Below are 12,942 nucleotides of genomic sequence, written 5' to 3'. Positions count from 1 at the left end.
AGAATATCTTTTTGAATGGTATGATAATGCATAAATATCAGGGCTACGCCCCTAAATTGCCATTGTTTGAATTGGCTACGAAGATATTAGGGCTAACGCCCCTTTCTTTTAAAAGGGAAATCGAAGCGTTACAGAAAAACATTGGGTAAAACCATAAATGAGTTTGGTATGAAAAGTATATGTAATAAGAAATAAATCTGGTTTTTAATACTTTGCACTTGTTTTTATTCAAAACTTTATCTATTTTAATCCAAAAATTTGAAAATTTGTTGCTCTATGAAAAAAATTTACTCATTATTAATATCTTTTCTGCTTTTCTCTTTTTTGCCGCTAAATGTTTACGGGCTTGAAGTTACAGGTACAATTACCTCCGATCAAAGCTGGGGGCCCGGAACAGTTAATGTCACCGGCAATTTGACCATTTCTGCAACCGTTACCATTTCTGCCGGTACGCAGATTATTGTAGCCGATCAGGTAATGATTACCGTCACTTCATCGGGTAGTATTCAGGCACAGGGAACCGATGGAAATGAAATTGTTTTTACGGCTGCCACTCCTGCGGTAGGATGGAGAGGGATTTATTTTGATGGAAGCACCTCAGGTGAGGAAATATCTTCAATTTTCCAGTATACCTATTTTAAATATGGAAACGCTGATGGAAATGTAAGTGTTGTTGAAGAAGTATGTGGAGGAGCCATTTATGCATCATATCACTCCGGGCTTATCTTTGAGAATTGCCATTTTGTAAATAATAAAGCTAATAAGGACGGTGGTGCGGCAAGATTTTATGAATCAGACGTTTCATTTGTAGGATGTGTTTTTGAGAATAATATTGCTAACAATACTAATTATGGAGTAGGGGGAGCACTGGATATAAATCGAAACAGTGATGGAACTGTCATGATTCAAAATTGCAGTTTTTTTAATAACTCCGCATATTCCGGAGGTGCTGTTTTTGTTGAAATATTGGCTGAATTAAATATTCAGGGTTCTCTTTTCGCTAATAATCAAAGTAATAATGCTGGTGCTTTAAAGGTTGGAGATACCGGAACGGTAACTCTTTTGTCGAATACTTTCACAAATAATTCTTGTGGGAGTTCTACTTCGCATACAATAAGTTTGTCCACTTCCTTGGCAGTTGATGTACAATTCATTAATACAATTATCTTCGGGAATAGCTCAGCAGGAAGTTTAAAAAATATTGAGTTTAACACTACCCCTTCATCAGCTGTCTTCAAGAATTGCCTCATTGAAGGAGGCGTTTCATCCATTTCCGGTTTGCCTTCAAGCTATACCTGGACGGAGATAATGGACGACAATCCCGGTTTTGTTGCACCGTCATCCGGTGTAGGACTTGCTGCTGACGGAAGCGCCGCCGACTGGCAACTGAGTGAGACATCACCATGTGTTAATGCCGGCATTGAAGATGTTACGGGTCTTGGTTTGCCGGACTATGATTTGGCAGGGAATACCCGAATTCAACAGGGACGTATAGATATTGGTGCCCTGGAGAGTGCTTATGTGCCTACCGCATCTTTTGATATGCCGGTTGATGTGGATTTCAATATCTGGCTCCAGAGGGATGCAAACCAAATTGTGGTTCGCACAGATGATATGATAAGATTTTCGGGTGCTTTATACGATATTACCGGTTCAATTGTTGAAGACAAACGAAACAGATTGTACCAGGATCAACTTACATTTCCTGTTTCCGGGTTAAGAAAAGGCATTTATGTTGTTACTTTGTATGGCCGGAGTGGAGAAGTACTTAGTTTATCTAAAATTGTTGTCAACTGAAAGAGAGTCGGCTGGAATAAAATCCATTGATATACTATTGACGCAATGCCTGGTGTTCTTGGGCGTAAAACCTTCGCCCAGGAATACATGTCCGAGGTGTGCGCCGCACCGTGCACAAACAATTTCGGTACGCCGGCCGTCGGCATCGGGTTGCCGTTTCACCGCCCCTTCAATTTCATCGTCAAAGCTTGGCCAGCCGCACCGTGCATCAAACTTATCACTGCTTCGGTAAAGATGTGCTCCACAACGCTTGCAGGTATAGATACCCTTTTCATTATGATTGTAATACTTTCCGCTAAAAGGCCTTTCGGTACCTTTGTGCAGAATTACCTGTTCTTCTTCCGGTGTAAGCTCTTTGAAATTCAAACGGGTGCTGTCGTTTTGTGCCATCGTAGTACCTGTTAGTATAACTAGTATTATTGTGATTAGTTCTTTCATTGGTATTTGTTGCTGGTTGCTGGTTGCTGGGGCCCCCTAAATCCCCCCGAGGGGGACTTATTAGAAACATTCTTTCAAATTTGGTTAATCTCAGTTATCTATGATGCAACTTTATCTTTTGTGTTCTTATATGTCTTATATGGTGTATTTTTTGAGTTCTGTGTTTTGAGTTAAGGATTGTTGAGACGCACGGCCGTGCGCCTTTACTTGCCCCCTAAAAGTTTCTTGTTCCGGGTTTCGGGTTAGCTTGACTCCGCTGCTTGCCTTGCAAGAATTGGTTAATTCGTCAATTGGTTCATTGATAATTGATAATTGGTCAATTGGTAATTGAAAAATCTGTGATATCTGTGGTGAATTCTTAGTCTCTCAACCTCAACCTCAACCTCAACCTTAACCTCAACCTAAGTCTCAACCTCAACCTGGTCATTGATAATTTGTAATTATCTATTTGAGGAATCCTCTGTTTCTTCCGCCTGATATCCGGCTTCATTAAGAAGCTTTTTTACTTCTTCAGCATCTCCTTCTTCGGTCTCTACGGTCAAAATTCGGTCCGGGCTTTTTAAATCAACACTCCAGTTGCTGATATTGTTTGATTTGTCCAGAAAAGGAGTTACGGCATTGATGCAGCCGTTGCACTTGATGTTTGTTTTGAATTTTAGTGTTTTCATGATGTTTGTTTTTTTAGTCGCAGGCTGTTGCTGACGACCGAAACAGAACTGAATGCCATGGCTGCACCTGCAATCATAGGATTCAGCAGGAAGCCCGAAACGGGGAAAAGTATGCCTGCAGCTATGGGAATGGCAACAACATTGTAAAAGAATGCCCAGAAAAGGTTTTGCTTAATGGTTTTTACAGTCTTACCGGACAATCTGATGGCTTCAGGTACCTTTAAAAGATCGGATGAAGTTATGGTCATAGCAGCCACATCCATAGCAATATCAGCGCCTTTGCCCATAGCTATTGACAGATCGGCCAATGCCAGTGCTTCAGAGTCGTTAATTCCATCGCCAACCATTGCAACCGTTTTGTTCCTCTTCTGAAGTTCTTTTACAAATTCCGCTTTTTCGCCTGGCATTACCTGAGCTTTAAAATGTTTTATGCCTGTGGCATTTGCTACAGCCTTCGCGGTTTGTTGATTATCCCCGGTAAGCATATAAACTTCTACTCCAAGTTTTTGAAGACGACTGACGGCTTCCGGGGAAGATTCCTTTATTTTGTCGGCAATGGCAACAATTGCTGCCGGCTCTTCGTTAACAGCTATCAGAATAACCGTTTTTGCTTCGTCCTGCCATTTCCGTATTTTTTGTTCCAGCGGTTCGGGGAGTTTTATCTGGTTTTGTGCCATTAGTATTTCATTGCCAATCAGTATTTTATCATCACCAATGGTTGCACTTATTCCATTACCTGAATGGTTAAGAAAATGCTCAGTCTCAAATTTTTCAAATCGACCTTTTTCTTCGATGTAGCGGGCAATAGCATCGGCCAGGGGATGTTCAGAATGGCTTTCTGCTGCCAGAAGCATTCCCCGAATTTTTTCTTCTTTTAAGTTGGAATTAATTATTTCAAAATTTGTTACTTCCGGTTTACCCTCAGTAACAGTGCCTGTTTTGTCAAGTACAACAGCGTTGGTTTTATGGGCTTTTTCCAGACTGCCGGCGTTTTTTATCAGGATACCACTATTGGCTCCTTTGCCAACACCTACCATAATTGCCGTTGGGGTGGCGAGCCCTAGTGCACACGGACAAGCAATAACAAGTACCGAAACGGTTGCCAGCAGAGCCTGAGTAAGGTATTCCGTACCTCCAAACAGCATCCAGACAACAAAGGTAAGCATGGCAACGCCAATCACTGCCGGGACAAAAACAGATGCAACTTTATCGACCATTCTTTGTACCGGAGCCTTTGAGGCCTGGGCATCCTGTACCGTTTTAATGATCTGTGCCAAAATGGTGTCACTGCCTACTTTTTCTGCTCTCATGGAAAAGCTGCCGGACTGGTTGATGGTTCCGGTGAAGACCTTCTTTCCAGGCGTTTTTGCAACGGGCATCGATTCCCCTGTTACTGCACTTTCATCAACAAAAGATGAACCATCGGTTACTTCACCGTCAACCGGGATTTTATTTCCCGGCTTAACCCTCAGCACATCGCCCTTTTCCACTAAATGTATGTCTGTTTCCTGCCAGGAACCGTCGTCCTGTAATTTAAGCACTGTTTTGGGGCGGAGTCCCATCAGCTTACGGATGGCAGATGAGGTTCCTTCTTTGGCTCTTTCTTCCAGCCATTTGCCCAGCATGATGAAAACAATAATTACGGCAGCTGCTTCAAAGTAGACATGGGCTTCGAGTCCTTGTGAAGTCCAAACCACGGGGAAAAGCATGTTGAAACTGCTAAAAAGGTAAGCCATTCCTGTACTCAGAGCGACCAAGGTATCCATATTGGCGGCCCCGTGCTTTGCCTGTTTAAACGCATTAATGAAGAAGTGACGGCCAAAGACAAAAAGAACGGGCGTGGTCAAACCCCACATAATATAATTGGCAAAAGGGATGTTATGGAAGAACATGCCAATCAGAAAAACCGGAAAAGCAAGTGTGCCGGCCCAAATCAGGCGTTTGCGGGTTTTCAGGCTTTTCTTCAGGCGAGCTTCTTCCATGGCTTCTTCGCTGGTCTCCTTTTCATCGATGATCAGATCGTAGCCGACCGAACGGATGGCCTTTTTCATCTCCGGAAGTCCGATGTTTTCAGGAACCCAGGAAACTTTTACGTTGTTTTGAGCCAAATTGACAGAAGCATTTAATACTCCTGCCTGTGCATTCAGCATGCTTTCCACGCTTGCCGAACAGGCTGCACATGACATGCCTTCCACCGGCAAAACTTTTTCGCTAACAACCGGTTCAATGCCCAGGTCTTTAAGATGTTTGGTAGCATGTGCAAGAGTGTCTCCGTTAGCACCGTGTACTATGATGCGTTGATTATTTGGTTCCCACTTCCATTCGTGGATATCTCCAACATCTTTAAAAGCCCTGGCAATAATAGATTCCTGAATATTACTGCTGGATGTGGTTATGGGGATTATATATGTGCTTTCTTTTTGTGGCATAAAGTTTTTCCTTTTTATACAAAGGTAAGGATGTTGCCGGTCGCATTTTTTACATTATTTTCGGAAAAACTTGCAGAAAAGGGGGAGAGGAGTATTATTTTGAGATGTTAGGAGTTTTGTCTGTTTTATACGACGCCGGGAAATCAAAATGAGATGAAAGGAATTCTAAAATCGTAAAGAAAAGGATTTCGAACCCCTTTGAAAGAGAATATTTATAGAGTGGCTAATAATTTATTGTCTTTTACCTCTATTTGGGGAAGAAGTGAAGCTGTCAATTGTGTTATATAATTTTGCAGTATAACTTTTCAGGATTTTGAAGGAACAGGCCAGTGTAACGACCTGTTCCTTTTATTATGATTGGAAGCTATTTGCCCTGGTTATGGTGCTTATTTTTGTTGTTTGGCGTTGGTTCTGTCAATATTTCGGTAATTACCAATGCACAAGTACTTTCTGCCGGTTAATGATGCATATTCCATTGGGAATTCCATAAAATGCGTTATGCCCGGGCCTTATATGGATGGTTTTGATCATTTTACCGGAAACAGAGTAAACAGGAAGTTCAGCTTCAATACTGCTTTTTGCATATAAAATGCCATGGCTGGAGAAAAACATCAATTCGTTTGCTGAAATTTTATTGATGGCTGAGGGGATCGGGCTTAACGTGTGATCCAATCCTGATGAGGTATAATATCCACCATTTATCACATCAAATCCAATAGAAGAAGGTGCCTGATTGCTGCCATCGTTAAAGAGTACCTTCCAGTTATTGATGGTGCCTTCAAAGGTGTATTTGTAAATGTTGTTTCCAAGATTTGTCATTTCATCTCCCGGCCAGGCTGAAGTAATCATTACTACGCTGCCATTATTGTCATAATAGATGTAGGTATTGACATTATCGCCCCAATATTCGGGGGCTTCAAAAAAGATTGCCTGTTCATTTTCGTAAAGTACTGGTTCGACGGGTACCTCCGGAATTTCACTTGAAGGCAGCAGAGGTTCTGTTTCATCAGGGTAAGGTCCCGGATTGGTTTCCACAGGAGTGCTTGAATAAAGGTACTTTCCGTCTTCTCCAATTTTACCGGGAGCCTGTGTTTGTGGTGTGTCCAGGACGTATGCTCTAAGGTTCCCCTGACCTGATACAGAAACCGACAAGGTGTTGCTGGAAACTGTTTTTACATCGCCGGTAACCACATCGGTATAGGTTCCGTTGAGGATATTGGAAAATGTGGCATTACCGGATATGGCTACCAAAACATAACTGTCGGTTGAGCTGTCGGTATATCTTCTTTTAAAGGCAATGCCTGAACTGCTGATATTTTCTGTTGAGTATTGACCTTTGCGCAGAGCCGGGATTGCCATTCTGATTTTACTCAGTCGCTGAATGTGTTTTGCCAGTGGATGCTCAAGTGTTACGGCAACGTTTCCTGATGCATTGGTATATTCGGCAAAATTCGTTGTTGTAACATCGCCTGAAATATATCCGCCATAATAGGCACGTCCCGATTCTTTCAAAGGTATAGTAGGACCTTTGTCGATAGGCATTCCTTTTTTAAACTCTATCTCGCTTCCGTAGTATAGACAAGGGATGCCTCTGAAAGTGTACATAAGTGTCAGATTTTCGGCCCAGGTACTTTGCGGTTTTGCAAATCGTTGGTCTTCAGGTGCCTGATCGGGTGCATAATCGTGTGAATCGACGTAAACCACATTGAACGTTGGATCGTTGTAGGTGTGGTCTCCACTTGTAGCCACCCCAAAAGCGCTGTAAGCATTTTCGAAATTCCAGTGCATCGGGAAATCAATGACATTCAATCCCGAATGCATAGAATGGTCGGGGGTATGGTATTCATTGCCGTTCAGGAAGGCATTATTGGAAACGGGCTGGGTTCCGGTATTTGTATTGTCATTATAATTGGTAATACAAGATTGCTGATTAAGAAAAGGGAATTCTCCGGGTGGTACGTACACATTTATATACTCTGACGGGTCGTTGCTCCAGTTGTATGTTTTTGAATCTTTCCAGGTATAAAATGGCGTTGACATTGCGGGCGTACCACGATACCAATAGTTTCGGTCGCGGGTGCAGATTTCGGAAAACATAAAAAAGTTGTTGTTACCCACAGCTTCTGCGGCCGCCTTGAAGGCAGGGTTAAAAACCTTGTTAAAAACAAGTCTGGAAATATGACGTCCGGTATCGATTCGGAAACCGTCCACTCCCATTTGAATGAATTGAGAATAAGCCTGAATAAGGTAATTGTAAACGATAGGGTTTTCGGTATTCAAATCTACACAGTCTCCTGCAATTTGTGCCCACTGACAGGTTATATCATCCCAGTTGAAGTTGCCGAAGTGGTGATAGTGATTATCCGAATCATGATTCTGGCCATCGGTGTTTTTCATAAGTGCCAGCCGCGCCTGGTATTGTTCTCCCGGCGTCAGATTGTCGTAGTTTACGGGTAGTTTGCCCGGTATTTTTACCAGGCAGGCATCCGGGTCGGCCAAATCGGCAGTGTAATCTTTCTCAAACATGGGGCAGAGGTATGCTTCGCCAAAGTTGCCTGAATGATTGAATACCACATCCAGAATGATTTTCATATCGCGGTTATGAACTTCATCAATCAACTCCTGAAACGATACATCAACCGATTCATAGCGGGGATCCACTTTATTGAAATTCATGGCATGATAGCCGTGATAATCATAGCCACTGGCATTTTCCACAACGGGCGTAATCCATACCGACGTAAATCCCAGTGCTTTGATGTAATCGAGCTTTTCGATGAGACCTTTAAAATCACCTCTCCAGGCTGGGTCTCCCTGATTCAGGCTTTTGCCATCCCAGCAATGTACATTGTTTGTGGGGTCTCCGTCGTAAAAACGAGTGGTTATTACAAAGTAGATCGTTTCATCCCGAAAATCGGTGCGGGAAAATACCTGGCTAAAAAGTTGGGTAGATGAAAAGAAAAATATCAGGAGAGTAAGTGTAATGAAAAATTTTTTGGATAAAGAATTCATTTGGATTGGTTTTTATGTGGAAGAAAAGCCGGACAGTGTGCATTAGTGCAAACTGTCCGGAAATAATTATGTAAAAAAGTGTGCTATTGCTTAATAAAACGCCCTATGGTCTCTTTTCCAGTTACATCCCGAACGATAAGGAAATAGAGTCCGGGTGTGAGATGCGAAACGTCAAACCGGGTGTTATCGCCGTTGGCTTCAAAAATAGCCACGATGTTTCCATTGATAGATGCTATTGATACTTTCTCAATTGGTTGTGACGAGAGAATCTGAATAAAGTTTTTTACCGGATTTGGGAAGATTTCCAACCGGTTAGCAGCTTTATCTTCTTTTGCTATGGAAGTAATAATGGGAGGGCATTCCACATAATCCGCATTTATACCCGAGTAACAGCTTGTGGATGTTACACCGGTTATGTCAGGTGTTTGAGCATCGGAGCCATTGTTGAAGATGACGTTAACATGTTTTACCGAAGCATCAAAATCATAACGATACCATCCGTCCTGTAATTCTGTGAGTGGCGTTCCCGGCCATGAGCCGGTAAGTGTTGTTCCATAAGCATCCCACGTATAAATGTTTACCGTAGGCCAATTTCCCGTATTTTGATAGGCCACAGAAACAGGCTCTGTCGTAATTCCGTCCGAACAACTTACTTGAATGTGGGGCCATTTCCCGTCTCCGTTTTTGGTATCCAAAGTACTGAAGCAAGCGTCTGCACTGATATTTTTAACATCAGTCGTTTGTTCCGTACCATTGTTGAAAACCACATTCAGGTATCCGGTAACATTGGAAAATGTGTAGGTATACCAGTTATTTCCTTCGTCAGTCATTGCTGTTCCGGGCCAGGTGTCAAGTGCGCCGGTATCGTCCCATGCGTACACATTTACATTATTCCAGGCTGTACTGTTGTTGAAGAATCTGACAGTGATTGCGGCTGAAGAAGCCTGTTGAGGTGAAGTTGCTGTTTTTGTCCATACCGCATAATCTGGTCCGGAAGTTTGTAGGGTGTAATCGGCCGGTGCATTGTAAGAGGCTGTTCCTATCTTTACAATCAGCGAACCATTGTTTCCTGTAGTTGTGGCCACATAAATATCGGGAGCACTCTGATTGACCGTGATGTTACTTTCACTGTGAATTCCGGCCAGTTTTCTGGCTGCAATGAGTTCGTTGATTTTCGTTTTATATGTCACATCGTTCCAGTGGTTCATCCATACACAGGGGATGCCGGGGCCTGACAGGATAAAAGCATAGGCTGCCAAAACATTTCCGGTGAATCTGGATGGATTATCAGTACGTCCGGTGTCATGATTGTCCACAAAGGTGATAGCAAATTTTTTATAGTAATCGTTGTGGATAAGTCCGGCCGGTTGGTTTTCTGTTCCGTTCCACCAGGTCAGTTCGGTAAGGTTATAACCGTTATTAAAAGCACTGTTGATGGCATATTTTGCAGGGAAATCAAAAGCCATGGAGGTAGCATTGGTGGCATTGATCCAACCGGTAACATAATCATAGTTGGCATCCCAGTATTCGCCGACCGACAGATACGCATTTGCGGAATTGTTATACATTTCGGTATAGCTTCCGGCATATCCTTTAACCATGTCATAGCGCCATCCGTCGTAGCCGATTTCGTTTTTCATAAAATTCAGGTAGGCTTTGATGGTATTTTGGATATTGGCATTGGTGTGATCCACGTCACGGGCAGCCCCGTAGTTTTCTCCGGTGTCCGGGTTCCCGGCGGGGGTGTGTGGATAAGACAGGTTTTGATACTTTACTTCATCGTCGGCACAGATGGCTTCCAGACCCCACGACCAGGTTGTACCATTGTAGGTCTCAGGCGGGAAGTCTACCCAGTTGGTTTCTCCGTTGCGATGGTTGATAACGATGTCGGCAATGGCTTTGGTACCGTTGTCGTTAAGTGTCCGGATAAGCGTTTTTAGTTCATCTTCCGTTCCGAATGAACTGTTCTGGTCGAAATAGAAAACGGGCAGGTAGCCCATGGAATAGTCTGTAAGATCGTTGCCGCTTGGGGGCAGCCAAATAAGATCAAAGTTTTGACCGATTTCCGGGGCCATGGAGGTTAATGTTGTCCATTTGCTTACCTCATAAGAGTCCCAACCAAAACCCTGTAACATCACATCGGTAGATTGTGAAGGTACCTGCGATTTAGCGGAGCTAAAAAATGAGAACAGGATGAACAATAAAAACAATTTTTGTGTGTTGTAGAATTTTTTCATAATACCAGAATTTTAAGTTTGTTGTTAAAAAATGTTGTTTCTCATAAAACAGGATAATGGTGTAGATTTATACACTTAGGAACAAAATTAGAAACTTTTTAATATATAGAACAAGTTGTTTATCAAAAATTTACAAAAAATTTCTGCAAACGTTACCGCAAAGGTTTGCGGTAACGTTTGCAGCAAAAATAAACTTTATTGAAGTATTGTAATGAAGATGTTTAACCTTAAAAGTTAATGCCTGTTAACAGATGCTATGGAAGGAATGGGAATTCAGAAATTATATAGTGGTGCAAGATATGATGCTATTATAGATAGAAGAGTTTTTTAGTCAATAGTCAATAGTCAATAGTTAATAGTCAATAGTCAGTAGTCAGTAGTCAGTAGTCAGTAGTCAATAGTCAGTAGTTAGGGTTCAGAGTCGTTGGTGAGCACTGGTTGCTTGATGCTGGGGCCCCTAAATCTTCCCAGGGGGGACGAGACAAGAAGAGGCCTTCTGTCATCTTGAGCGAAGCGAAGATTCTCATTTTTTAATATTTAACTATCTGTTTAATTGATCATTGATCATTGGTAACTGAAAAAATCTGTGTAAATCTGTGATATCTGTGGTGCATTCTTAACCTCAACCTCAACCTCAACCTTAGCCTTAGCCTCAACCTCAACCAATACCCGTGCCTCCAATCAAATCTTGTCAATTGTATTCCTCAGGGGTTTGCGTAGTTTTTTAAAGTCGCCCGGCGTCATACCTGTTATTTTTCTGAACTGATTGGACATGTGAGCAGGACTGCTGTAACCGAGCGTATAAGATATTTCGGAAAAGTTCATTTCTCCGTAGACAATGAGTTCTTTGACCTTTTCAATTTTTTATTTAATGATAAACTGTTCAATAGTAATTCCTTCGATACTTGAGAATAAATGGCTCAGGAAACGGTAGTCGTGGTAGACCTGTTCCGATAGCCATTTCGACCAGTTAAAACCCTGTTGGAGTTTTTGATGATGAATTTTTTGAATTACAAGGGTTTTTATTTTATCTACCAGTTGTTTGTTGCGATCTTTTATGCGTTCAAAACCAATTTTTTCCAGCCTTTCATCCAGCTCTTTTAACCGCTCTTCCGAAAGTTCCTCTTCAATTACGGCCACACCAAGCTCGACCGAAACAGGATGCAGCCCCATTTCAGTTAATAGTCCTTCAACTGCCATGATGCAGCGTGGACAAACCATATTTTTGATGTGAATGGTCAATTTGATTCTGCGTTAAGTTGTTCGCCCGCTTTGCCATTTGCTTGCGGGAATTAATTAACTGGTTGCTGGATGCTGGTTGCTGGATGCTGGTTGCTGGATGCTGGTTGCTGGTTGCTGGTTGCTGGATGCTGGTTGCTGGTTGCTTGTTCGCTCGGCTCCGCCGCTTGTCTTGTAAGAATTCGTCAATTGGTTCATTGGTTAATTGGTTCATTGATAATTGATAACTGGTCATTGATAATTGATCATTGAAAAATCTGTGTTCATCTGTGATATCTGTGATGCACTCTCAACCTCAACCTCAACCTCAACCTCAACCTTAGCCTCAACCTTAGCCTTAACCTTAACCTCAGCCTCAGCCTCAGCCTCAGCCTTATTCTTTCAGCCCGCTACGTTCGAGCAAGGGTTCAATGGATGGTTCCTGACCTCTGAATGCTACATAAAGCTCCATCGGGTCTTTTGTTCCGCCTCTTTCCAGGATGTTTTTCCTGAAGGAGTTTGCAGTTTCTCTGTTAAATATACCGTTTTGCCTGAACAATTCAAAAGCATCTGCATCGAGCACTTCAGCCCATTTGTATCCGTAATACCCTGCGGCATAACCGCCGTCAAAAATGTGGCCAAAGGCAGTACTCATGCAACTTCCTTCTACATCCGGAAACAGTTCGGTTGGCTCCATGGCTTCTTTTTCAAATTGTGCCACTTCTTTATTCACTGGCTCGTTTATGGTGTGCCAGGCCATATCGTTCATGCCGAAACTCAACTGGCGAACGGTAGCATAACCGCTTTGGAAATTTCCGGCCGCTATAATTTTATCAACCATATCTCCGGGGATAGGTTCATCTGTTTGGTAATGTGTGGCAATATCCTGAAGCCATTCTTTCTGGCGGGCCCAGTTTTCCATTATTTGAGAAGGTAGTTCAACAAAATCGCGGTAAACTGATGTCCCCGCCATTGCTCCATAGGTAACCCGGCTCAACATACCATGAAGGGCATGACCAAACTCGTGAAGAAAAGTAGTGACTTCATTATAGGTAAGCAATGCGGGTTTTGATGCAGTCGGGCGTGTAAAGTTGGTTACTACGGAAATGTGCGGACGAACATCCATGCCGTTTTCCACGTGCT

10 protein-coding genes are annotated in these 12,942 nt (G+C 42.6%); 1 reads left to right on the top strand and 9 read right to left on the bottom strand.

Features of this window, described 5'->3' with window-relative positions; genetic code table 11:
- The first annotated feature begins 276 nt into the window (after positions 1-276).
- Complete coding sequence (locus tag OQ5_RS0103770; protein ID WP_016776222.1) at positions 277-1,797, top strand: choice-of-anchor Q domain-containing protein; 1,521 nt, start codon at positions 277-279, stop codon at positions 1,795-1,797.
- Here the strand turns inward: OQ5_RS0103770 and OQ5_RS20215 are convergent.
- The 9 genes from OQ5_RS20215 to OQ5_RS0103730 all read right to left on the bottom strand — a co-directional run.
- Positions 1,774-2,187: a methionine-R-sulfoxide reductase gene (locus OQ5_RS20215; protein ID WP_016776221.1), complete on the bottom strand. Its 414-nt coding sequence runs from the start codon at positions 2,185-2,187 to the stop codon at positions 1,774-1,776. The genes OQ5_RS0103770 and OQ5_RS20215 overlap by 24 nt on opposite strands.
- Before the next feature lie 488 nt (positions 2,188-2,675).
- Complete coding sequence (locus OQ5_RS0103760) at positions 2,676-2,903, bottom strand: heavy-metal-associated domain-containing protein (RefSeq protein WP_016776220.1); 228 nt, start codon at positions 2,901-2,903, stop codon at positions 2,676-2,678.
- Positions 2,900-5,332: a heavy metal translocating P-type ATPase gene (locus OQ5_RS0103755; protein WP_016776219.1), complete on the bottom strand. Its 2,433-nt coding sequence runs from the start codon at positions 5,330-5,332 to the stop codon at positions 2,900-2,902. Before OQ5_RS0103755 ends, OQ5_RS0103760 begins: the two co-directional genes overlap by 4 nt.
- A gap of 429 nt (positions 5,333-5,761) precedes the next feature.
- Positions 5,762-8,344 (bottom strand): alpha-amylase family glycosyl hydrolase, encoded by a 2,583-nt coding sequence (locus tag OQ5_RS20210; protein WP_016776218.1) that lies wholly within the window; start codon positions 8,342-8,344, stop codon positions 5,762-5,764.
- A gap of 83 nt (positions 8,345-8,427) precedes the next feature.
- Positions 8,428-10,581, bottom strand: coding sequence for a starch-binding protein (locus OQ5_RS0103745; protein ID WP_016776217.1), 2,154 nt, complete (start codon positions 10,579-10,581; stop codon positions 8,428-8,430).
- Between the two features lie 681 nt (positions 10,582-11,262).
- On the bottom strand, positions 11,263-11,442 hold the full coding sequence (locus OQ5_RS24220) for a helix-turn-helix domain-containing protein (RefSeq protein WP_255297371.1): 180 nt from the start codon (positions 11,440-11,442) through the stop codon (positions 11,263-11,265).
- A 3-nt stretch (positions 11,443-11,445) separates the two neighbouring features.
- The gene (locus OQ5_RS24215) at positions 11,446-11,802 is read right to left on the bottom strand and encodes a hypothetical protein (RefSeq protein ID WP_255297370.1); all 357 of its coding nucleotides are present in this window, start codon (positions 11,800-11,802) and stop codon (positions 11,446-11,448) included.
- A complete protein-coding gene (locus OQ5_RS23185) occupies positions 11,771-12,055 on the bottom strand; it encodes a hypothetical protein (RefSeq protein WP_141638852.1) in 285 nt (94 codons plus the stop codon). Before OQ5_RS23185 ends, OQ5_RS24215 begins: the two co-directional genes overlap by 32 nt.
- A 138-nt stretch (positions 12,056-12,193) precedes the next feature.
- The coding region (locus OQ5_RS0103730) for a M3 family metallopeptidase (protein WP_016776213.1) at positions 12,194-12,942 on the bottom strand (749 nt) is incomplete at its 5' end.

The organism is Anaerophaga thermohalophila str. Valhall, assembly GCF_000250735.1.
GTDB lineage: Bacteria > Bacteroidota > Bacteroidia > Bacteroidales > Marinilabiliaceae > Anaerophaga > Anaerophaga thermohalophila_A.
This window is presented reverse-complemented; position numbering and strand designations above follow the sequence as displayed.

Bases quoted from the DNA above. Each gene is read 5' to 3' on its own strand.
- OQ5_RS20215 (WP_016776221.1), bottom strand. From the start codon at position 2,187: ATGGCACAAAACGACAGCACCCGTTTGAATTTCAAAGAGCTTACACCG.
- OQ5_RS23185 (WP_141638852.1), bottom strand. From the start codon at position 12,055: ATGACCAGTTATCAATTATCAATGAACCAATTAACCAATGAACCAATT.
- OQ5_RS0103770 (WP_016776222.1), top strand. From the start codon at position 277: ATGAAAAAAATTTACTCATTATTAATATCTTTTCTGCTTTTCTCTTTT.
- OQ5_RS0103760 (WP_016776220.1), bottom strand. From the start codon at position 2,903: ATGAAAACACTAAAATTCAAAACAAACATCAAGTGCAACGGCTGCATC.
- OQ5_RS0103745 (WP_016776217.1), bottom strand. From the start codon at position 10,581: ATGAAAAAATTCTACAACACACAAAAATTGTTTTTATTGTTCATCCTG.
- OQ5_RS24215 (WP_255297370.1), bottom strand. From the start codon at position 11,802: ATGGTTTGTCCACGCTGCATCATGGCAGTTGAAGGACTATTAACTGAA.
- OQ5_RS20210 (WP_016776218.1), bottom strand. From the start codon at position 8,344: ATGAATTCTTTATCCAAAAAATTTTTCATTACACTTACTCTCCTGATA.
- OQ5_RS0103755 (WP_016776219.1), bottom strand. From the start codon at position 5,332: ATGCCACAAAAAGAAAGCACATATATAATCCCCATAACCACATCCAGC.